The 20848-nt window shown below is 59.8% G+C and carries 15 protein-coding genes and 1 tRNA gene; 7 read left to right on the top strand and 9 right to left on the bottom strand.

The window, feature by feature from the left end; all coding sequences use genetic code 11:
* Positions 1-81: 81 nt before the first annotated feature.
* Complete coding sequence (locus ACI3KQ_RS13705; protein ID WP_404958506.1) at positions 82-834, bottom strand: MBL fold metallo-hydrolase; 753 nt, start codon at positions 832-834, stop codon at positions 82-84.
* A 72-nt stretch (positions 835-906) separates the two neighbouring features.
* Here ACI3KQ_RS13705 and ACI3KQ_RS13700 point away from each other — a divergent pair, with 72 nt between their 5' ends.
* From ACI3KQ_RS13700 to ACI3KQ_RS13690, 3 genes are read left to right on the top strand one after another with little or no spacing between them, the layout of a single operon-like run.
* Positions 907-1221 (top strand): ArsR/SmtB family transcription factor, encoded by a 315-nt coding sequence (locus tag ACI3KQ_RS13700; RefSeq protein WP_404958504.1) that lies wholly within the window; start codon positions 907-909, stop codon positions 1219-1221.
* A gap of 5 nt (positions 1222-1226) precedes the next feature.
* Positions 1227-1742, top strand: coding sequence for a rhodanese family protein (locus ACI3KQ_RS13695; protein ID WP_404958502.1), 516 nt, complete (start codon positions 1227-1229; stop codon positions 1740-1742).
* Positions 1743-1749: 7 nt separating this feature from the next.
* Complete coding sequence (locus tag ACI3KQ_RS13690; protein ID WP_404958500.1) at positions 1750-2529, top strand: sulfite exporter TauE/SafE family protein; 780 nt, start codon at positions 1750-1752, stop codon at positions 2527-2529.
* Between the two features lie 612 nt (positions 2530-3141).
* Here ACI3KQ_RS13690 and ACI3KQ_RS13685 read toward each other — a convergent pair.
* Positions 3142-3786, bottom strand: coding sequence for a TetR/AcrR family transcriptional regulator (locus ACI3KQ_RS13685; RefSeq protein ID WP_404958514.1), 645 nt, complete (start codon positions 3784-3786; stop codon positions 3142-3144).
* A 342-nt stretch (positions 3787-4128) separates the two neighbouring features.
* On the opposite strand from ACI3KQ_RS13685, the gene ACI3KQ_RS13680 reads away from it, so the two are divergent.
* From ACI3KQ_RS13680 to ACI3KQ_RS13670, 3 genes are read left to right on the top strand one after another with little or no spacing between them, the layout of a single operon-like run.
* Complete coding sequence (locus tag ACI3KQ_RS13680) at positions 4129-6237, top strand: PQQ-binding-like beta-propeller repeat protein (protein ID WP_404958498.1); 2109 nt, start codon at positions 4129-4131, stop codon at positions 6235-6237.
* A 16-nt stretch (positions 6238-6253) separates the two neighbouring features.
* Positions 6254-7729, top strand: coding sequence for an alpha/beta hydrolase domain-containing protein (locus tag ACI3KQ_RS13675; RefSeq protein WP_404958496.1), 1476 nt, complete (start codon positions 6254-6256; stop codon positions 7727-7729).
* Positions 7730-7758: 29 nt separating this feature from the next.
* On the top strand, positions 7759-8205 hold the full coding sequence (locus ACI3KQ_RS13670; protein ID WP_404958494.1) for a nuclear transport factor 2 family protein: 447 nt from the start codon (positions 7759-7761) through the stop codon (positions 8203-8205).
* A gap of 61 nt (positions 8206-8266) precedes the next feature.
* On the opposite strand, the gene ACI3KQ_RS13665 is transcribed toward ACI3KQ_RS13670, so the two are convergent.
* Positions 8267-11623, bottom strand: a complete 3357-nt coding sequence (locus ACI3KQ_RS13665; RefSeq protein WP_404958492.1) for a glycosyl hydrolase — start codon at positions 11621-11623, stop codon at positions 8267-8269.
* A 273-nt stretch (positions 11624-11896) separates the two neighbouring features.
* On the opposite strand from ACI3KQ_RS13665, the gene ACI3KQ_RS13660 reads away from it, so the two are divergent.
* Complete coding sequence (locus ACI3KQ_RS13660) at positions 11897-13255, top strand: glycoside hydrolase family 1 protein (RefSeq protein ID WP_404958490.1); 1359 nt, start codon at positions 11897-11899, stop codon at positions 13253-13255.
* Positions 13256-13325: 70 nt separating this feature from the next.
* On the opposite strand, the gene ACI3KQ_RS13655 is transcribed toward ACI3KQ_RS13660, so the two are convergent.
* The 6 genes from ACI3KQ_RS13655 to ACI3KQ_RS13630 form a co-directional block, all read right to left on the bottom strand.
* The gene (locus tag ACI3KQ_RS13655) at positions 13326-14159 is read right to left on the bottom strand and encodes an SDR family NAD(P)-dependent oxidoreductase (protein ID WP_404958488.1); all 834 of its coding nucleotides are present in this window, start codon (positions 14157-14159) and stop codon (positions 13326-13328) included.
* Positions 14156-14608: a nuclear transport factor 2 family protein gene (locus tag ACI3KQ_RS13650; protein WP_404958486.1), complete on the bottom strand. Its 453-nt coding sequence runs from the start codon at positions 14606-14608 to the stop codon at positions 14156-14158. The genes ACI3KQ_RS13655 and ACI3KQ_RS13650 overlap by 4 nt, the downstream gene beginning before the upstream one ends.
* Complete coding sequence (locus ACI3KQ_RS13645; RefSeq protein ID WP_404958484.1) at positions 14605-15465, bottom strand: SDR family NAD(P)-dependent oxidoreductase; 861 nt, start codon at positions 15463-15465, stop codon at positions 14605-14607. The genes ACI3KQ_RS13650 and ACI3KQ_RS13645 overlap by 4 nt, the downstream gene beginning before the upstream one ends.
* A 197-nt stretch (positions 15466-15662) precedes the next feature.
* Positions 15663-18029: a TonB-dependent receptor gene (locus tag ACI3KQ_RS13640; protein WP_404958482.1), complete on the bottom strand. Its 2367-nt coding sequence runs from the start codon at positions 18027-18029 to the stop codon at positions 15663-15665.
* 1338 nt (positions 18030-19367) lie between these two features.
* On the bottom strand, positions 19368-20588 hold the full coding sequence (locus tag ACI3KQ_RS13635) for a tyrosine-type recombinase/integrase (protein WP_404958480.1): 1221 nt from the start codon (positions 20586-20588) through the stop codon (positions 19368-19370).
* Positions 20589-20761: 173 nt separating this feature from the next.
* Positions 20762-20837: transfer RNA gene (locus tag ACI3KQ_RS13630), tRNA-Phe, on the bottom strand.
* Positions 20838-20848: the final 11 nt, after the last annotated feature.

The raw sequence follows: 20848 nt of genomic DNA, 5'->3' as shown, positions 1-20848 counted from the left end.
GCGCGGCGACGCAGATCCGATCGATGATCTGCTCCCCTACAACTGGGTCGATAGCCGCGCCGCCGCCAGCGCCGTCATCGATCAGGCCGCCTGAATGCCGCCGAGTGGGGGTGTTTTAGCGCTTACGGTGATCCCGTCATGGACATGAACGCTGTGCCGGCGCTGCTCGTCGACCGTGGTCTCCCAGCGATAGTCATCACGCCCCGGCGCCTTGTAGTCGTGGCACAGGAACAGCCTCGTTTCCGCAGGAAGGCTCAGCACACGCCGGATCGAGCGGTAGAGCGCGCGGGCATCGCCTCCGGGGAAATCCGCGCGCGCGGTCCCATAGTCCGGCATGAACAGCGTATCGCCGACGAACGCCATCTTGCCGATGCGATAGGCGATGTCGGCAGGCGTATGGCCGGGCACATGCATCACCTCGATCACGAGGTTGCCGAGCACAAAGCGCTCGCCATCGGTGAACAGGCGATCGAAATCCGAGCCGTCCGCAACCAGATCGTCCAGTGCGAACACCGGGCGGAAGATGCGCTGCACGTCGCGGATATGTTCACCGATGCCGATCCATGCGCCGGTCTGCGCCTTGATGAACGGCGCGGCGGACAGGTGATCGGCATGGACATGGGTTTCCAGCACCATCGCGATCCGCCAACCCTTAGCGGCGGCGTGATCGAGAATGCGCCGCGCCGACCGGACATCGGCCTCACCGCTCGCGGCATCAAAATCCAGCACCGGATCGATCACCGCAGCCATGTTCGTGGCGGGGTCGGCAACGAGGTAGCTGATTGTGTTGGTGGCCTCATCGAAGAAGGCCTCGATTATCGGCATGGACGACATAGACACTCCTTTAGCTATTGCTAATGTAGCAAACCCTGATACATTAGCAAGGTCTAATGCGAGGAATGTCCGATGCTCAAAGCCCCGATCGATCTCGCCACCTTCGAGAGCAAGGCGGCTGAAGTAGCAGATATGCTGAAGGCGCTCGGCAACGGCCGTCGGCTGATGGTGCTGTGCAAGCTTGTCGAACATGGCGAGCGAACGGTCGGCGATCTGGCCGAGGATGTCGGACTGTCGCAATCCGCGCTGTCTCAGCATCTGGCCAGGATGCGCGACGAGGGCCTCGTGACCTTCCGCCGTGAAAGCCAGACTCTCTGGTATCGGATCGCCGATCCGCGTGCCGAAACGCTGCTTGCCACCCTTTATCAACTCTACTGCCAGGAGTAAGGCCGATGACCATTTCATCCATTACGCCCGAGGGTGCCAGGTCGGCGCTGGTAAGCGGCGCGACGCTGATCGATATCCGCGATCCCGACGAATATGCCCGTGAGCGGATCGCGGGCGCGGTCAATCTGCCGCTCGCCAAGCTGGGGGCGGAGCCCCTGCCAGCGGGGCCGCTGATCTTCCACTGCCGCACCGGCATGCGGACCAGCGCCAACGCGGCCATGCTGGCGGCAGCGGCGGGCAACGCGCCATGCTATATGCTTGAGGGCGGGATCGAGGGCTGGCGTGGTCGTGGTCTTGGCACCGCCGGCGACAAAGGGCGGCCTCTTGAGATGATGCGACAGGTGCAACTTGCCGCTGGATCGTTGATCCTGCTTGGCGCCACACTCGGATGGCTGCTCGATCCTCTGTTCTTCGCATTGCCTGGGTTCGTCGGCGCGGGGCTACTCATGGCTGGTGCGACCGGGTGGTGCGGCATGGCCAATCTGCTGCGCATTATGCCGTGGAACCGTGCATCGGCCTGATCGAGACATGACCGATATCCAGACGATAGCCGCGCTGGGATCTGGCGCGCTGATCGGCCTCGTGCTCGGGTTGGTCGGTGGTGGCGGCTCAATCCTGGCTGCGCCGCTGCTGATCTATGTGGTTGGCGTCCCTTCGGTTCATGCGGCGATCGGCACCGCTTCGCTGGCAGTGACGGTCAATGCCCTCACCAGCCTTGCCGGGCATGCGCGGTCCGGGATGGTCAAATGGCGGTGCGCCAGCGTGTTCGCGATCGCCGGCGTCATGGGCGCGGCGCTGGGTGCGGAAGTGGGCAAGGCGTTCGACGGCAAGCAACTGCTGATGCTTTTCGGCCTGCTGATGATCGGGGTGGGCATGTCGATGCTGCGCAGGCGGCGGCAAGACGAGGCCCCCGATGTTCGGCTCACGCTCGCTTCCGCGTCAGTCCTTCTGCCTCGCCTCGGACTGACTGGACTGGCTGTTGGCTCGGCTGCCGGCTTCTTCGGCATCGGCGGGGGATTTCTCATCGTTCCGGGCCTGATGGCCGCCACCGCCATGCCGTTGCGCAATGCGGTCGGCACCTCGCTAGTCGTCGTCACTGCACTGGGGATGACGACGGCTGCGTCCTATGCTCTTTCGGGCTATGTGGACTGGCCACTTTCCGGCCTGCTCATCGCGGGGGGTGTAGGCGGCGCTGTGGCAGGCATCGGGTCCGGACACCGGCTCGCGCGAAACAAGGGCCTGCTGGAAAGACTGTTTGCGGTCATTGTCATAGGAACCGGCGCTTATATAGCCGCACGCGGCTCATAATTCTCCATCGCAGCGGAATGAAGGCATGGCACGACGCAGGTTGCGATCGGAACCAGGACTAGTTCGGCTGTCGCAGCATCGATGGCGATGTCCCGACAAAGGTCGATTATAGCGGCTTTGAAGGCAGGCTCCCAACTCGCATCTTCCCAGAGATACGACAAACAGGTGATAGCGGCGGCCCGCCATGTGTTTTCCGACAGGGCCGTGCGGCAGGTGTCGACCAACTTACGTCATCCGGTAGAGAGTTTCTGAAGGACAGATTCAATACTGAAACCTGCCGCTCGCCTTCTAAGAGGTGGACAGTTCGCTGCGCGTCAATATGGCCCGTCCAGCCGACAAGGATTTCAGCCCGGCACCTGTTGTTCGTTCATTTATTTGACCGAAGCAGCGGCGAAAACATACGATCGAGTTCACTTACCGAACATATTCATGCAAATGTCGTCATCGAAGAAGCTACCTCGCCGCCACGAAGAGATGAGGCCCAGATCCTTTAACCATATTACGAATGTGACGTTAACTTTGCTGCCCTCGATCTTCAGCCTCGCGAAACCTGGCCTGATGTTGGAAAGAGAATCCGGCAGGGCGTGCAGAAGCGGAACTGGATAGACGGAGTCACCTGTCGCGAGGCTGGCCCCACCGTCTCGTAAAAATACTCGCTATCCGCTCTGCGGCCTTTCGATGAGGCTCGACATTCGTCCCGTCAAAGGCCTGAAGCTTGGTGTGACCCACTATGCATTCGATAACCGTCCGCGCAATGTCACCCGCCTCCTGTTCAGAGAGATCGCAATCGCCACAGGACTGAATGGATTCCGGCAAACCATAATGGCCTGCCGTTGTGACGACCTCATGATAAATAAGCGCGAGTTCGGGAAAGCGCCCTGCCTCCATAGCAAGAAGAAGGCCAATAGCGCTGATGTCATCGCGATCCATCGCTTCCAACATTGCGATTATGGCGACCTTCAGCACATCATATAGGGTTGATCCTGGAGGGGCGAAGCGCGGCGGATTGGTGACCTTCCAGAGAGCAGCCTTCCATTCGATGATCGCCCTGAAAAGATCTGCCTTGTCGGGATAGCGAGCATATAGCGTATTGGGCGCGACGCCCGCGACCTCGCCGATCCGCTTCATGGATGTCGCCCCGTACCCAAACTCAAGAAACAGCTTGAGTGCCGCGTCGAGGATCGAGACGGTTATCGCGCGTTCTCCGTCGCGAGACGGCCTTCCCCGCTTACCGGTCGGTCGAGCTACGATGGGCAATGCGACCAATTATCAACTCCTATCTGCCGCCTACTTCGGCCGTTTGCTCAGGCATGTAGTCGCGTACATGCTTTTTGCGACCGCCGCATAAATCAATGCCATGCCGTCTCGCGCAACACAACGCTTGCAATTTATAAAATAGATAGTACTAATCATTTTATCATGCAAAACGGTCCTTTAAGTGGCCGTTGACGGGCATTTTTTGATCAGGGACGGGCGTTCAATACAGCGGCAAAAGCCGGCGATATGATTTTCAGGAGGGGCGCAGTGAGATATTCGGCGTGGCGCAACAATTATCTCATAAGCTTCGCTACCTCAGGGCTGCTGCTTGGCGGATGTCATATGTCGCCTGCGGAGGTCAGCGCAGGGGAGTGGTCCGATTATCTTGGGGGCCCTGACTCTGCGCAATATTCCCCTCTTGCCGATATCACCGTGGGCAATGTTTCCAGCCTGAAAGTGGCATGGACCTATCCCTTGCCCGGCAATGGCCAGTCGAATGGAAACCCCCTTATAGTCGACGGCCGGTTGTACGTGCCATGGAGTGGCGGCCTTTTGGCGCTTGACCCCAGCAGCGGGAAGGAAATCTGGCGCGTCGAAGCGCCGGGCGTACGGATGCGGGGGCTGAGTAGCTGGACGGACGGACGTGGTCGGCGGATCTTCTACAACTGCAACGATCGCATGTTCGCAATCGATGCAGTGACCGGCAAGCCGGTGGAAGACTTTGGCGAGAAGGGATCGATCGATCTCAAGCAGGGGCTCGATCGCGATCCGGCAGCGATCAAGCGCATTGAATCGCAATCTCCGGGCCGAATATTCAACGATCTTATCATCGTGGGAACCACTGGCGGGGACGAATGGAATGGTCCTCCAGGACATATCCGGGCGTTCGATGTCCGGACTGGCAAGCTTAGATGGACGTTCCATACCATTCCGCATCCCGGTGAGCCGGGGTATGAATCTTGGCCCAAGCAGGCATGGAAAGAGGTCGGTGGCGTCAACAACTGGAGCGAGATGACACTGGATATGGCCAACGGCATCTTGTTCGTGCCGCTCGCCTCGGCCGATTACAATTTTTACGGGGTCAACCGCGGCGGGGACAATCTCTACGCCAATTCGCTCGTGGCGCTCGATGTGCGGACGGGGCGACGGCTTTGGCATTTCCAGACTGTGCACCATGATCTGTGGGACTATGACCTTCCCCAAGCTCCAAAGCTGCTGACGCTCAACCGCAACGGTAAGCGAGTGGATGCCGTCGCAATCGCCACGAAGACAGGCTATATCTTCACCTTCGAACGACGCACGGGCCGTCCTGTTTTCCCGATCGAGGAACGGCCTGTTCCCAAAAGCGACATTCCGGGTGAGCAGGCGTCCCCCACACAGCCTTTTCCGACGGCGCCGGAGCCGTTCGCCCGCCAGCGGATGACCACCGTCGATCTTGCAGCCTATCTCGATCCGTCCGAACGGCAGCGGATCAAAGGCACGATCGCAGGACTGCGTAACGAGGGCATATTCACCCCACCCAGTGTGCAGGGCACGTTGCAGATGCCGGGCAGCTCTGGCGGCACCAACTGGGGTAACGGCGCGGTCGATCCGCGTACAGGTCGGTTCTTCGTCGTCTCCATCGAGGTGCCGGCCATTCTGCGCATGGAGCCGCCATCGGATAAGCCGCGCTCTTTCTTCACCGGCGCGGAGGCGGACAACCCTGGGGCGGCCGTCTACGCACAAAATTGTGCCGCCTGCCACAAGGATGACCGTGCAGGCCAGCCACCCGCCATCCCTGCACTGAAGGGCATCGCTTCCCGCCTGCCAGCCGCTGCGGTTCGGAACGTCATCAGCCGGGGGCGAGCAACGATGCCCAGCTTCATTCTGAAGCCGCAGGATATGAAGGATTTGCTCGCATTTCTGGGCTTCGCCAAGCTGGATGTGGATCGTGCGACCGCGTCTGCTCCGGCAGCCGGACCTGATGGCGCAGCTACGCCCGGTGCCCTCGCCAAAAGTGGACCGATCAAGCTCAAGACCGGCTATAATTTTCTGTTCAGCAAGCAGATGCTGCCGGCAAACGCCGCGCCTTGGTCGACCATGACGGCCTACGACATGAACACTGGCCGCAAGCTGTGGCAGGTACCCTTTGGCGAACTGCCCGGATTGCCCAATTCGGGAACCCTGTTCCCGCGTGGGACGCTGGCGGCGACTGGTGGTGGCCTGTTGTTTGCCGGGACGCAGGACCGGAAGCTGCGTGCCTGGGACATGAAGGACGGCAGGCTCCTGTGGCAGGGGCCTTTGCCCTCCGTGCCCGGCGGTGTTCCGGCCATCTATCGAGCGCATGGACGGCAATTCATCGCGCTTGCTGCGGCATCCTACGATCCCGCCATCGCCAAGATGACATCGGGTTCCATGATGGCCGAAGGACGCAACAGCATCGTGGCCTTTGCATTGCCAGAGAAGAAATGACGAGGGAGAGAAGCATATGACATTCAAGACAGCGTGGCTTGCCGCTACCATTTCCGTGACTGCCATAGCCTATGGCTCGAGCGCCATGTCCGCGCCCACGCAACAGACCGATCCGGCGCAAGCTGCCCGGCAAGTGACGATTGAGGGGCCGGTGACAGGCGGGACGAAGGGCTTCCCTTATGCCCAGTCGATCGTCGATCTGGCACCTTATGGCTATACCGAGGCGGAGTATTTCGTGTCGGGCATGGCGCATCCTTTCAAGCCAACCACGCCTGTGCTGAGCAATAACGGCCGCTGGCAGGTCACCCCGGGGGACGATCTATCCTACAAGACCCGCATTCTGGTGCGCAGGCCGCCCGCCGCCAAGTTCAATGGCACCATCGTCGTCGAATATATGCAGGAATATTTCGGCACCGAACGCGACACCAATTACCGGTGGAATGCGGAAACCCTTCTTCGCAGCGGCTTCGGCTGGGTCGGCATCTCCATGCATCATGAGGGGATTGACGACGCCAATCAGCCGACTTCGATTACCTATGCGGGTCGGACCTTCCCGATGGTGACGACGCTCGCACGGTGGGACGCGGCGCGTTACGGCACCCTGTCGGTGCCGTCGACCGACATGTCCTACGACATACTGACGCAGGTCGCACGGGCCCTCAAGACGCAGACATTTGAGGGGGGCGCAGACCCGTTCGCGGGGCTGAAGGTGCAGCGGATCATGGCCGCCGGGAACACCGTCGCGGGCGAACGGTTGGCGATCTACATAAATGCCGTCCAGCCCACCGCCAAAGTGTTCGATGGCTTCTTTCTCCAGGACCTGCACACGGGTGCGCATCTGAAGCTCTCGGGCGTCGCGACGCCGCCGCCGGTCGTGAGGACCGACGTTGCGGTGCCGGTCATCGTTCTCAATACCACTACAGCATCTGCCGAGCGGGGGGCGCGACCGGAGGGCAAGATGCTGCGTTTCTGGGCACCTGCAGGCAGTACCCATACGACCGGCCCTTATGCCATTCGCGTCGCCGCGGCCAGTCAACGGGATTTCGGCATGGCAACCGCCACTTGTCCGCCCGACTTCGCCAACAACCTGCCGGTGCAATATGTGTCCGGCGCTGCAATCGTCGCGATCGACAAATGGATCAGGACCGGCAAGGCCGCCCCAAGCTTCGCGCAGCTACCCGCCTTTACGGGACCAAAGACATTCGCGCTCGAACCGGCAGACTTTTTCGACGCCAACGGCAACGTGAAGGGGGGCCTGCGCACACCTTGGGTCGATGTTCCGGTTGCGCGTTATGACTGGCGCGGCGATTGTTTCGGCGGTTCTGGACGCACCTTCCCCTTCACGACCGAGCGGCTGAAACAACTCTACGGCACGCCCGAAGTCTATCATCAGCGTTTCGCGAAGTCGGCGCGCGATGCGGAAAAGCGGGGTGTCCTGCTCACCGCAGACGTGGACGCCGCCATCGAGACGGCTAACAAGGTGACATGGTAATTCCAGTCCTGACAAAAGGCATACCCATCATGACAGATGCAGAGAAGATCGCCGCTATTTTTGAGATTCACGCGCTCAAGGCGCGCTATTTCCGGACCATGGACAATAAGGATTGGGCGGGGCTGGAGGCAACTTTCGCACCCGATCTGATCGCAGATTTTCGGGATTCGACCAACCATCGGGATGAAAGTCTGCTGACGCATGGCGCCGCCGCCTATGTGTCTAAGCTCGCACCCATATTGCAGCATATCCAAACCGTCCATCACGGCCATATGCCCGAGATCATAATCGAGACCCCTGACAGCGCTACAGGCATCTGGGCGATGGAAGACAAGCTTTGGGTGCAGGAAGGCTCGGAACTGCCGTTCAAATGGTTGCACGGCTATGGCCACTATCACGAACGTTATGTCCGTATTGACGGCGCATGGCGCATCGCTGAAATCCGGCTGTCCCGCCTGCGTGTGGATGCGGGCTGACAGGGCGCTCCTGACGATTGCACCATGGGCAATACCAAGTCATTGCCCATGGTGCAGCGACCTATTTATCGCTTGCCTCGATCAACGAAACAGGTCCGATCAGGCCTGAGGATAGCAGCGGCGCGCGCGGGGAGTATGTTGGCGTCACGGTCCAACCGACCTTCGTCGCACCAGGTTGGGCATCACCGATCAGGCGATTGACCCACCGATTGGCAACCTTTACCTCGATCATATTGTTGCCGGCTTTCAATGCGTCAGTGACATCGACACGGTAAGGCGCCTTCCAGACAGTGCGGATGTTGCGGCCATTCACCCACACTTCGGCGACGTCATTGACCTCACCAAGGGACAAAAGTATCCGGCTGCCCCGCCCCGCGCGCGGGGCGCGGATCGTCTTGGCATAAGTCGCGACGCCCGAAAAATACCGAATGCCCGGATCGTCGCTCTGCGTCCATGATCCAGTGGACATGGGGACAGCGCCAGCAGGCGCGCCGCGATCCGGCTGGAACGACACGGACCAGTCACCCTCTACCGGTGCCAGCACGCGTTCTACCGGCGGTGCTACAGTGCGAGACAGGATAGTCGTGGGCTTGCGGAACAGGACCAGCGCCGATCCGCTGCCGTCCAGTTTTATGGGCACGATCGTGCGTCCCTGCTCGACGCGATAGGAGAGCGGACGGCTCGTTCCGGTATCGGCATCCCACAATTCAGGCTCCCGTCCCGTCACCCGAAAGGCGACATCAGCCGCGAAGGCCCCGGCTTTGGGATTGGCAACGAACCAGAGGTCGCCGTCATCCAATATGCGATGCAGAAAACGAACGGACGTATTCGCGACGCCCAACACTTCCTGATCTGGAGCGACGCCGATTCGGGCCAGCGCCGTTTCCGCCGATATACCCGCCATTACCCGACCTGCGCCGACGGGCGTATCTCCTGATCCTGCCCAAAGTCGATCCGCCAGCGCCTTGAAGGCTACGGGGTCGTCGGCCAGGCTGGGCGAGGACAACGGCTTGTCGCCCAGGATCGTCGCGCCCGCTTCTGCCAGTTCCGCGATGCGACGCAGTGTCGGCAGGGTCATGCGCTGTGATGATCCGCCCAGTTGCAGCAGGCGATAGCGCATGCCCGAAGGCGTCACGATTGCGCCGTCTTGCACCGACGTCAGCGACTGGAGCGCATCTGCGTTCACGAAGTCATAGCCATAATGGACCGGGAGGCTCTGCAGCTTGCCCTGCTCCGCCAGCGTCACGATGGGCGCTTCCTCGCCGTAGAAATAGGCGACATCCGCGCCATAGCGCCCTTGCGACAGCATCCAGGAGGTACGGGCGAGATAGTCGACCCAGGGACGAGCCTGCCCTGCCCAGCTTTCATGACGGTTGAACTGCTGGCCGAAGATCCAGAGGGTTATGCCCGGTGCCTTGTCGATCAGCGGCTGATGCACCGAACTGTGGATCGACAGGAGATTCACCCCCAGCGCGAATTCGGTATCAGCGACATGCTTGAGATCGCGTGGGCTGTAGGACCAATATTGGAACATGGACGACAGGGATTCCGCGCCGACATGCGGACGTCCGTAAAGATGTGCGGCCGACGCAGCGCCCTTGATATCGGCGACATGGGCGGGGTTCGGCTCCTTGTCGGCCCGGAACATCCACATCGCGCCCATCGGAATATCGGCGTGCGCGCGCATGGCGAGATCGTCTCCCAATGACGGCCGGTTGCCCGCCTCCAGCGCCTCGCCATAAGCAATGAGGCCACGTTCCTTCACGACACCTGCGATCGTGCCATAATGCGCTTCGGCGAGCAGATCCATGAGCGTCCGGCGGAAATCATAAAGGAACGCGTCACTGGCTGCCGCGCTTTCGACTACCCGCCCGGTCAGCACCGGCAGCCAAGCCGCCGCGTCATAGCCGCGCCGCTTTGCGAACTGCTCCAATATGTCATCCGTCCAGTTCTGGTAGCCGGACTCGATGCTGTCGTTCACGGTCGCTTGCAGGCCGCGTTTGCCGAACAGGTCCGCGCCTAACACAGAACGATATTCATCCAGATACTGGTTCATATAGCTGCGCACGCGCGGCGCACTGAGTTTGTCGACCTCCAGGCCCGTGGCCTCGGCAGTGGTTGGGCTATTCATATGCCCGGTCAGCGAATAGCCGAGGCGTACCACGCGCCAACGGCCCTGCGGCGGCGTCCAGTCCAGCGTGCCATCGGCATGCATTCGGCCTGTCAGATCCAGGATGTCGGCTTTCTTAATGACAAGTTTCGGCGCCACATCGGGTGTCGGCACCGCATAATAGTCCGCCACCGAAGCAAAACCTGCCTTTTCCTCGAAACGATCAATCCGCGCTTCTGCGCCAAGCGCCATCTCGGAAATCGTCAGCTTGGGCGATGGGGCGCCCATTGGCAGCCCCGGCATGAAAAGCGCGCCCGGTGCCATGTCGATTGCGGGGAAGCCACCCGGAGGCGCGTTGAAGACCACGCGAAAGATACGGCCGGTAACAGGGGTGAAGCTGTTCGTATTCTGGGTAAAAGCGCCCGCGACTATATCGGCGACTTTGCGGAAAGTGACGCCGTCGTCGCTGGCCTCAAGCTGCGCGGGCAATTGGGTCGAGACGGCAATCTCCGGCTTCTTACCGGCCAGAACGATCGTCAGGGACCTGACCGTGACGGGCGAAGGATAGTCGAAGCGAATCCATGCCGGCTTGGCCTTGGTCGGACGGTCGATGTCGATCGCCTTGACCGGCTGGCCATCGAACAGGGCGGCTACCGCAACCGCGCCCTGCGCGGTCGTGACCTTTGGCAGCGGCATCCTATTCTCGCCCGCAGGCACCCGATAGGCAAAAACGCGGCTGTCCACATAGAGGCGCGGCGGGGTGGGACCGACCTCGCCGTTCAACAGGATGTTTTCGCCAAAATCCACCGAGCCGATAGGACCGGGAACGTCGGATGGACGAGGCAGAGCGCCGAGGAACCTTCGCCCGCCAGCCATATCGGTCTCGCTCCAGACGAATTTCTTCATACCATCTGCCGGTTTGACGAACGGCGCACCGGTTTCGCTCCACCCCGCTGAGGTCGGGACGGATACCTCCATATCCTGATCCGTAGCCTGCCGAACCGCACCCCGCATGGCATTCTTCCATTCGGGAGACATGTACCGGACGGGCGGCGTGACGATGCCATTATTGTTCGGCATGCCACCGTAAAAGATCTGCACGCCGCCAATCCCCGACTGCTTCATCCAGTCGAGATCGCGCTTGATGCCCTCTTCGGAGATAGCACCGTTCAACCAGTGCCACCACACACGCGGGCGAACCTGTGCCGGCGGATCGCGAAAGCCGGTGAGGAGAGCATCTTGGGACATGGCCGATGAAGCGGTGAATGCCGCTCCGGCGAGCAGCAGCGACTTGCAGATGCGTTTCATAAATTTCCTCCCCGACAGCAGATCGCCCCGGCCCGCATTTAAGGGATAGCGCCTTGCCAATAATGACAATATGATATTATTTTCTTGGCTATAAGGTCAATCACGATAATCGCGCCACCTGCCTCGAAAACCGACCGGACCCAGACGTTGAATTGCCAAATTGATCGCTGGCGAGGTCGCGCGGCAGAAACACGCGCTGCGATCGCAGAGTCGAGAAAGATATCAATGAATGATCAGTTTTATGCTGACACAGGCAAATATTAGGAGAAAAACATGAATCTGGGGCAGGAATTGAATCGGCGGCGTCTCCTGGTTGGCGCAAGCGCCACGGCTGCAGGTCTGGTCGCGGCTAATAGCGCCAGTGCGGCGCCGCGTGGGTCAAAAGCGGGCGACCAATTCCCGGAAGGTTTTTTGTGGGGCGCGTCCAGCGCCGGCTATCAGACCGAGGGCAATAATGTCGCGGCGGACCTGTGGGTCGTCGAAAACATGAAACCGTCACCGTTCGCCGAAAGGTCGGGTGACGCCTGTGACAGCTATCACCGCTGGAACGAGGATGTGGCGATCCTCAAAGCGCTTGGCCTCAACGCCTACCGCTTCTCGATCGAATGGTCGCGGGTCGAACCGGAGGAAGGGCATTTCTCGCTGGCCGAACTCGACCATTATCGGCGTTGCATCGCCGCCTGCCGTGATGCAGGCATTGTCTCCAACGTCACGCTCAACCATTTCTCCGCGCCACGCTGGTTCGCCGCCAGGGGAGCATGGAACAAGCCAGATGCGCCAGACCTGTTCGCACGTTATGCCGAGCGCGTGGGCAAGCATATGGGCGACCTGATCGGCATGGCCGTACCTTTTAACGAGCCTAATGCGCCGTTGGTGGTCAAATGGTCGCCCGACATGATGAGCGCCACGGGCCAGCCCATGGACATGGCATCGATGTCTGCGCCACTGATGAAGCTTGCCGCCAAGAAGGTTGGCAGCGACGAATTTTCGTCCTTTCTGTTCAGCGATCCCGCCGTGGCCGTGCCCGCGATGATCAAGGCCCATGAACTTTCCATGGCAGCGATGAAGGCAGGGCCAGGCACATTCCCCGTCGGCGCGATCGTATCGATCGGCGACGATCAAGCCGTCGATGGCGGGGAAGCGAAGGTCGCGGAGAAGCGCAAAGACGTCTATTCGCAATGGCTGGCGGCCGCCGGGCGCAGCGACTTCCTCGGCGTGCAGGGCTATACGCGCTACCTCATCGGGCCGAAGGGACCGCGCAAGGCGGATGCGGGCGCCGAATTCACCAAGAGCAAATGGGAATATTATCCCCCCGCCATCGGCAATATCGTTCGCTACGCCGCCAGTCAGGTCAAGGTGCCAATCTACGTCACGGAGAACGGCATCTCTACCGACGATGATCCACGGCGCATCGACTATATCAATGGCGCGCTCACCGGCCTGAAGGCTGCCATCGACGCCGGGGCCGACGTGCGCGGCTATTTCCACTGGACCCTGCTCGACAATTGGGAGTGGAATGAAGGCTTCAAGCAGCGCTTCGGCCTGGTCGATGTCGATCGCACCACGTTCAAGCGTACGCCCAAGCCGAGCGCCAGCCATCTGGGCGCCATCGCCCGGCGCAACGCTCTCTAACGCGCGCGTGATGCGGGCCGGTAGTCGCCGGTCCGCATAACGAACCGCTTGCCTCGCTGCCACGGTCCGGTCAGCCCTGAATAGGCCTCTCGGCGTCGATGCCCCAAAGCTGGGCCGACATGCGCGAAGCGTTGGCGGTGTTTGCAGTCCGCCTATTCCCCCGCATCGCATCTGCCGCCGCTTCGCCCACGGCGTACCATATCGGCGCTGAACCCAGCGCATCGAGTGCGCCGCCGGCAAACGCATCTGCCTCCATCGGCACCAGCCCGTCGATCTCGACCATGCCCGATCGCCGCATCGCAGGCGTGTCGGTCAATGTTGCGACGGCGCACATCACATCCACCCCCTCACGGGCCATTTCCCAATGCAACCCCTCCGCCAGGACGATCTCAAAGCACTTGGAAGCGGCATAAGCGGCGACATAGCCGCTACCGGCCATACCGGACATGGAGGATATGAGGATCAGTCCTCCACGCCCACGCCGCCGCATCGCAGACAATGCCGGATGGGCAAAGGCAAGGGGCGTAGCGCAGTTCAGCCGGACGAGATTGAGCGCGCGGTCGGCGGGCTGTTCCAGAAACAGACCAACCCCGTGCGTCGCCCCGGCATTGTAGATGACCAGACCATAATCCTGCGCGGCGACGATCTCCGCGGCGCGTTCTTCAACATCCCTTCCAGTAAGGTCCAACACAAGTGTCTGGACGTCAATGGCATGGCTGGCCGTGATGCTGTTCGCAGCGGCCTCCAGCTTTTCCCCCGATCGTGCAATCAGTGTCAGGTCCAGACCAGCGGCTGCCAGGCGCTCAGCAAAGGCAAGGCCGATACCCTCCGAACCGCCCAATATGAGTGCGCGCGGTCCGTAGCGTCGCGCAAAATCTGGGGCCAGGGACTGCGGGTCGGTCATCCCAGATCACCATCCTTGACGGCCAATATCATGGGATCGCCCGAATGGAGGAACCATATCGCGTCACGTCGGACGATCCGCCAGCCTTCTGGCCGCCGTTCCCAACGATCGCGATATTCACCGGTGGAGTCGAAGATCGCGCCCACTGGATCATCACGCCGCTGATGGCGGGCCTGCACATAGGCGCGGCTCGTCCCCTGGTCGCCATCGACATCGATCAGCAGGCTGCCTATCAGATGTTGGGTCGGCCCGCAGACATCGAGGAACTGGCGCATTTGCTCTTCGAGCGCAGCCATGCCCTGCTTTTCGCCGCCACCATATTCGAAGCTCCGATCGGTCGCGAACACATCGGGCAGGTCGTCCCACCGCTTTTCGTCAAGAATGCGGGCGAAACGGCTGAGCGCGCGGCTGATCTCGCGTTCGTCCAGCAGAGCCTGTAGTTCGGTCATGCTCCTAAACCTTCCTTGGCGCGCAGCCCGTTGTCGAGAAAGTCGTTCGTACCATGCGCCGTCGTGCGCGACCCATATTCCACATCATCCGGTGCGCCAGAGAGCATCATATTATAGAAGCCGGCACCCCAGCCCCCATCGACCGCCAACTCCGCCCCCATGATGTAGGAGGCTTCGTCGCTGGCAAGGAAAAGGCTTGCCGCCGCGATCTCATGCGCCTGCCCGATACGTTGGGCAGGCACCATGCCGAACCCCTTGTCTATGTCGGCGATCGGCGTGTCCACCGGATTGCCCATGACGGTGTAGACGCCGCCGGGATGAACGGAATTCACTCGGACACCGCGCGGCCCGAATTCCAATGCCGCCACTTTGGTCAGGCCGCGTACACCCCACTTGCTGGTCGAATAAGCAGCATAGCCATTGGCCCCGCGCATGCCGTCCACGGACGAAATATTGATGATCGATCCGCGCCGTTGCCGCACCATTGCCCCACCGACGATTTTGAGGCCTAAAAAGGTGCCGATCAGGTTGACGTCGAGCACTTGGCGAAAATCCTCGATATCGCACTCCAGGATCGACCGGAAACGCTGCATGGCAGCATTGTTGACGAGAATGTCGGGCGTGCCAAAGGCCTTCTCGCTCGCCGATAGGAGGCGTTGCCAGTCCTCTTCACGGGATATATCCGCCCGTTCGAAAATAGCGGCATCGCCGAGTTCTTTGGCCAGCGCCTCGCCATCCGGCAGCAGGTCGGCAATCACGACCCTGGCGCCCTCCCGAACGAACTGACGCACCGTCGCTTCACCCATGCCACGGGCGCCTCCAGTAACGATCGCTATCTTATTTGCCAGACGTGCCACGACGCTCTCCTTTCATTATGTTGATCGATCGCCGACTGAGGTTTCTGGGATAGAAAGCTTCCTCGTCGGCTCGGTTCTGAAAAAGTTTCCTCTGCGAAGCGAAAAAAATGCCGGGCCCAAACGGGACCCGGCAGGGAGGATAGTGTTGCGATCAGGCCGTCATCCAGCCGCTATTCCATTCCTTATTGGTAGCGAAATCAGCCGCCGCCGAAGGCGAAGCGAGCGGTCAGGCCGACTTCCCGAGGCGCAGTGTAATTCACCGAGGAATAGCCCGTAGGCAATTCGCCAAAATTGATCGGCGCCCCGAGGAAAGTCCGCTTACGCGTATCGAAGAGGTTCCGTGCAAATACCGTGATGTCGAGGCCCGGTATCCATTCCCGAACGCCCACATACAGGTTCATAATCGGTTCGGCAGCATAGCTGTTTGCCCCCGACACATCCGCGCGCTTACCCTTGTACGTGAACAGCCCACGGACATAGGCTTGGGCTTCGTTTCCGATCGGATGGTTATATTCCGACTGAACCGTGAAATTCCATTTGGGGACATCCGAAATGGGACCGTTGGAGCGCGCGAAGTAGATGGATTCGGTCGCACCGGCACCGAATTCGGCGTTAGTGTCAGGAATGCCATCGCCGTTCAGATCCGGTCGATAGGGTACCAGCGCATTTTTGAACTTCGCATTGGCATAGCTCACATTACCAGAAAGCATCCAACGATCGCTGATATTGGCGGACAGTTCCGCTTCAAATCCACGAACACGGGCATCACCGCCAAATACGATCTGGCCAGACTGCGCCAACCCAAATTGGCAGATGACCTGTGGCGGTGCGTAGAAAGGACAATAAGGTACATCACCCGCGACAGCGTTGAAGCCTTTGAAATCCTGCTGGAACACATCAAAATTGAACCGCACCCGACGATCGAAGAAATCGCCTTTGAAGCCGACTTCGTAGGCATTGCTCTTTTCGGCCGGCAACGTCTGCAAGGCCGCGATCAATGGAATAGGAACGGCACGATTGGCGCCGGGACCACGGAAACCACGACCGTAGGAGAAATACACCATCTTGTCGTCGTCGAGATGCTGGACCACTCGGGCGTCAAATACCCATTCATTGAATTTTCTGCTGGATGACTCATTCAACAAAGGCGTCGGCGTATTGGGGATACCGTTCGTCGTCTGTGTCAGAATAAAGCCCTGGTCTCGCTTGAACTGGAGACGGCGGGCGCCAACGGTTATGTCCGTGCGTGTGGGCAGATGGATGGTCGCGCTGGCAAAGGCTGACTTTTCGACGCGGGTTTCAGGGAGCAGGATGTCGTTGCCAAGCAACGTTGCAGGACCGGTCGGAGGGTTCAGACTGGCATAGCCAATCGCGCCGCCGTTCGCCCCCACGTTCGTGACCTGATCTGGCGAGCCTTTCTGATAGAAAACGCCGAACGCATAATCCAGGAAACGACCCGGCCCGGACGAGTCCACGCGCAGTTCATGACTCCAGGAATGGGTGTCTACAGAAAAAAGCTGCGGCGCCGAATAATTCAGGACGGCGTTGCCGACATCCGTGTCACCTTCCTGCAAACGGGTCAGCGACTTGAACTGCGTGTATCCGCCAACATAATTAATCGCCGCTTCATCTCCAAGTTCCAGCCGCGCGTTAACCGACGCGACGTGGGAGGTGAATTCGCGCGGGGTCGCTCGTTCTTGAACGGCGATATCCTTTCGACCGCTGGAAATGACGGGTCCGTTATATCCGAGGCCCGGACCTTCCACGCGCTCCAGCGTGTCCGACTCGTTATGTAGATATTGGTAGGACGCGAAGATGCTCAGCGTCTCGATCGGCTTGAACAGCAGCGAGGCGCGCATGCTCATCGTATCAATGCGCGATTCCGCGCCGGTACGCTTGTTTTTCAGATAACCGTTCGTGTTCTGATCCATTAGCCCGGCGAAGCGGACAGCAAGCTTGTCATTGACGATCGGGAAGTTGACGGCGAATTGGCCGTTGTAATTCGGCTGATCAGTGACCGTTCCGATCACCGTACCGCCAATTTCGTTGAGGTCAGGTCGACGCGTGCCGATGGTGATGGAACCGACAGGTGCTGCCACGCCGCGCAACGTGCCCTGCGGTCCGCGCAAAACCTCGATCTGGCCCACGTCGTAGATGCTTTGGAAAGCAACGAAATCGTTCACCGGAACTTCATTGAAATAGATCACGACCGCCGCCGGGGCTGATGTCGTGACCGTGCTGCTGATACCGCGCATCGACGTCACATTGCCCTGAGCACCGCGATTCTCAAAGGAGAGACCAGGCGACAAAATCTGAATATCGGAAAACTGCTTGATCTGTAGATTTTCGAGCTGCGCGCCGGAAATTGCCGTTACCGTGACAGGAATGTCTTGGACATTCTCGCTACGACGGGTCGCAGTGACCACAATATCGGAAACGCCCGGGCCCTCAGCGCCGGCTGTTCCGCTTGTATTGTCCGTCTGCGCCGCTGCGGCGGTTGCCAGCGCCCATAGCGCCGCGCCCGACAACGTCACCGCAATCTTGCTTGCCTGAAATTTCATCATACCTCCCCTTTTTACGATCATTATCGACCTCGGACTGCCGACCGATTACCGGCCCATCCCTATAGGGATTTAGGCAAGTTCGCTGAAAACTATATACAGGGCTTCATTTTATATTGCCATATGTTTTGATGGGGGAGGGGAAAATAAAATGACATGCTTGCATCATATTCGGTGCATCGAGCATAGCGAACTTCAGATATTCGGTGAATCCACGCCCAAAGCATAGCTTCGCGTAGCTTGAGCCGCCCCGCGTCTCGGGCAACTCACAGCCCCATGGAGGCAAGAATTAGGGCCTTCAACTCTCTTTCGATAAAGATATATCGACCTCTTTTTACGGTTTGCGGAACCGCTGATGCGGGTCGTCATTTTGCTACCACTTTTCATGGACCCAATCCCGTCTCAAAGCCGACCACAGGCCAACAACACATCGACGCTCCAACAATTTGACGCACTGACGTGAGATGACATGCTCAAGGGCGTACATCCTGAGCCTGCCCGATATGTTATGTGTAAAATAGGCAGGGGTCATAGTTTTAAGTCGAGGTTGAAGCCACGATTTTAGGATTTCGGTGCTCGCCATCTCATCGAGGCAGGTTTCCCGCTCAGCATTGCTGACTATGCCTCTTAACCTGTTTGCATAGCCGGCAGCAGGGAAGCGGCTGTTGGTCTTGGCCCGGCCCGGCTCGGCATGGAGATAATGAATATCCAATTTGATCGCGGAAAAGCCGCTTTCGCATGCAGGCTTGATCTATAGAATGCGGGTTACATGGGGTCCGACTTACTGTGGGTTTGCCGCGGGATGTGTTCGTGCGCGCAAGCTACGTCGGGATCACCGGCATTGCTATCGAGCTTTGCAGCCGCACCGCGATGACTTCGGTTCACACCGCGCTCGCTCAGCTTCAGGCCCGGTATCCGACCTGACGTGCTGCCAGTCAGATTCGATCCCACCTCCACTGCAAATAACGATTGCTGCCAATAGTTCAGGCGGATGGACCCGAAGTCTCTTCACGCTTTCATCAGCGCCGGGGCCTCCACAGCACTTGGACGTGCGCTTTTGGCAAGACCTGTCGTTCGCGGTCACACCGGCTAACGGCGGCTTCGTCCCAAACCTGGTCTTTCCTCTTGGTCGATCACGGCCTTCAGCGAGTGTCCGGTTATGGGCGCGGCGTCCAAGCAGGTAAGCGGCAGAGAAGGCGCGAGTGATGCGTGGCGGAATTCGGCTTGGGAATGGCAGGCTTCAGCGGAACGCGACGTTCAGCGGTTCATCCGGGAATGATTCCCCTCTCCGCCTTGGCGCGGTGGTAGGCAGGCGGGGGCAATTTGTAGCAGGAAGTAGTCTCACTTCCGCCTGAAGTTTGCCTTCAGGATCGTCCCTCCGATCTGTAGGCTATCGAGGTAATTCGACCAATGCCGCATCATTTTGACGCGCTCGTCCCAATGGGTGCCGCGGGCATAGGCACGGCGGACATCGTTGGATTCGACGTGGGCCAATTGTCGCTCGATAGCATCTGGATGCCACTTACCCATCTCATTTAGAAGCGTGCTGGCTGTGGCGCGGAACCCGTGGGCTGAAACCTCCTCCTTTCCGAAGCCTAGTCGACGCAGCGCAGCGTTCAGGGTGTTGTCCGTGATCGGCCGTTCGACAGACCTGATACTGGGGAACAGAAATTTGCCATCGGCAGTGATGGGCGCCAGCTCGGCAATCATCGCTAGAACCTGATCGGTGAGAGGTACCTTATGAGGACGCCGCATTTTCGTCTTCTCGGCTGGGATCGTCCAGACCGCTGTTTCCAGATCGAACTCCTTCCATTCGGCCATCCGGAGTTCGCCGGGCCGGGGAAACATGTGCGGCAGCATCTTCAGGGCGATTCGAACCGCGGGCTGGCCCTCATGAGCGTCGACGGCGCGAAGGAGACCTCCTAACGCCTTGGGCTCCAGTATCGCAGCGCGATGCTGCGTTTTGGGGGTAATTAACGCTCCACGAAGATCTGCCGAAACGTCACGTTGAGCGCGACCGGTGACGATCGCATAGCGGAAGATCGTCCCGAACGTGCTGCGGAGGCGATTCGCTGTCTCGTACCGGCCCCGCACTTCCACCTTGCGCAGGACCTCCAGCAGTTCCGGTGCCGCTATATCCGCGATCGGCCGGTTGCCGATGAGCGGGTACGCCAGATCAAGCAGCCACCGCATCTTCTGGAGGGTCTTGGGTGCCCTGCCTTCAAGCTCCAGCCGACCGAACCATTCATCGGCGATGGCCTGGAAGGTTTCCTCCGCCTTGGCCCGCTGCTCGCGGATCTTCTCCTTGCGCACCTCGGCAGGATCCCGGCCATCGGCCAGCGCCTCCCGGGCTTCCGACCGCTTCTCCCTGGCCCTTACGAGAGACACGTCCGGGTAGTTCCCGAAGGAGAGGGTCTTCTGTCGGCCAAGGAAGCGGTAATTCATGCGCCACAGGCGGCCACCGGACGGAGCGACGAGCAGATACAGCCCCAGACTATCGGCCAGTTTATAGGCCTTATCCCTTGGTTTTGCTGCATTTATTGCCGTGACGGTGAGCGCCATGATGGTATCTCCGTGATGGTATTTTTCGGAATACCATCAAAATACCATCACCGAGGGGTGGCTGCCAGTGTACCCCCGGGGACGTGCGGGGACGATGGGTTAGTCAAAAACCCAAGTTTTCAGCCATTTTCTGGACCTGGCTGGATGCTGCTGGATGGTAGAAAAAGAACAAATGGTGCCCGGGGACGGATTCGAACCGCCGACACTGCGATTTTCAGTCGCATGCTCTACCAACTGAGCTACCCGGGCAGGGTGGCCGG

This window comes from Sphingobium sp. ZW T5_29, from assembly GCF_044987515.1.
Classification (GTDB): Bacteria; Pseudomonadota; Alphaproteobacteria; order Sphingomonadales; family Sphingomonadaceae; genus Sphingobium.
Note: the sequence above shows the minus strand (reverse complement) of the source record. Positions and strands in the feature narration are given on the sequence as shown.

What these genes read in the sequence shown, in the direction of transcription:
- ACI3KQ_RS13695 (WP_404958502.1), top strand. Translation starts at nt 1,227, where the DNA reads ATGACCATTTCATCCATTACGCCCGAGGGTGCCAGGTCGGCGCTGGTA.
- ACI3KQ_RS13670 (WP_404958494.1), top strand. Translation starts at nt 7,759, where the DNA reads ATGACAGATGCAGAGAAGATCGCCGCTATTTTTGAGATTCACGCGCTC.
- ACI3KQ_RS13705 (WP_404958506.1), bottom strand. Translation starts at nt 834, where the DNA reads ATGTCGTCCATGCCGATAATCGAGGCCTTCTTCGATGAGGCCACCAAC.
- ACI3KQ_RS13700 (WP_404958504.1), top strand. Translation starts at nt 907, where the DNA reads ATGCTCAAAGCCCCGATCGATCTCGCCACCTTCGAGAGCAAGGCGGCT.
- ACI3KQ_RS13640 (WP_404958482.1), bottom strand. Translation starts at nt 18,029, where the DNA reads ATGATGAAATTTCAGGCAAGCAAGATTGCGGTGACGTTGTCGGGCGCG.
- ACI3KQ_RS13665 (WP_404958492.1), bottom strand. Translation starts at nt 11,623, where the DNA reads ATGAAACGCATCTGCAAGTCGCTGCTGCTCGCCGGAGCGGCATTCACC.
- ACI3KQ_RS13675 (WP_404958496.1), top strand. Translation starts at nt 6,254, where the DNA reads ATGACATTCAAGACAGCGTGGCTTGCCGCTACCATTTCCGTGACTGCC.
- ACI3KQ_RS13635 (WP_404958480.1), bottom strand. Translation starts at nt 20,588, where the DNA reads ATGGCGCTCACCGTCACGGCAATAAATGCAGCAAAACCAAGGGATAAG.
- ACI3KQ_RS13680 (WP_404958498.1), top strand. Translation starts at nt 4,129, where the DNA reads ATGTCGCCTGCGGAGGTCAGCGCAGGGGAGTGGTCCGATTATCTTGGG.
- ACI3KQ_RS13690 (WP_404958500.1), top strand. Translation starts at nt 1,750, where the DNA reads ATGACCGATATCCAGACGATAGCCGCGCTGGGATCTGGCGCGCTGATC.
- ACI3KQ_RS13660 (WP_404958490.1), top strand. Translation starts at nt 11,897, where the DNA reads ATGAATCTGGGGCAGGAATTGAATCGGCGGCGTCTCCTGGTTGGCGCA.
- ACI3KQ_RS13650 (WP_404958486.1), bottom strand. Translation starts at nt 14,608, where the DNA reads ATGACCGAACTACAGGCTCTGCTGGACGAACGCGAGATCAGCCGCGCG.
- ACI3KQ_RS13655 (WP_404958488.1), bottom strand. Translation starts at nt 14,159, where the DNA reads ATGACCGACCCGCAGTCCCTGGCCCCAGATTTTGCGCGACGCTACGGA.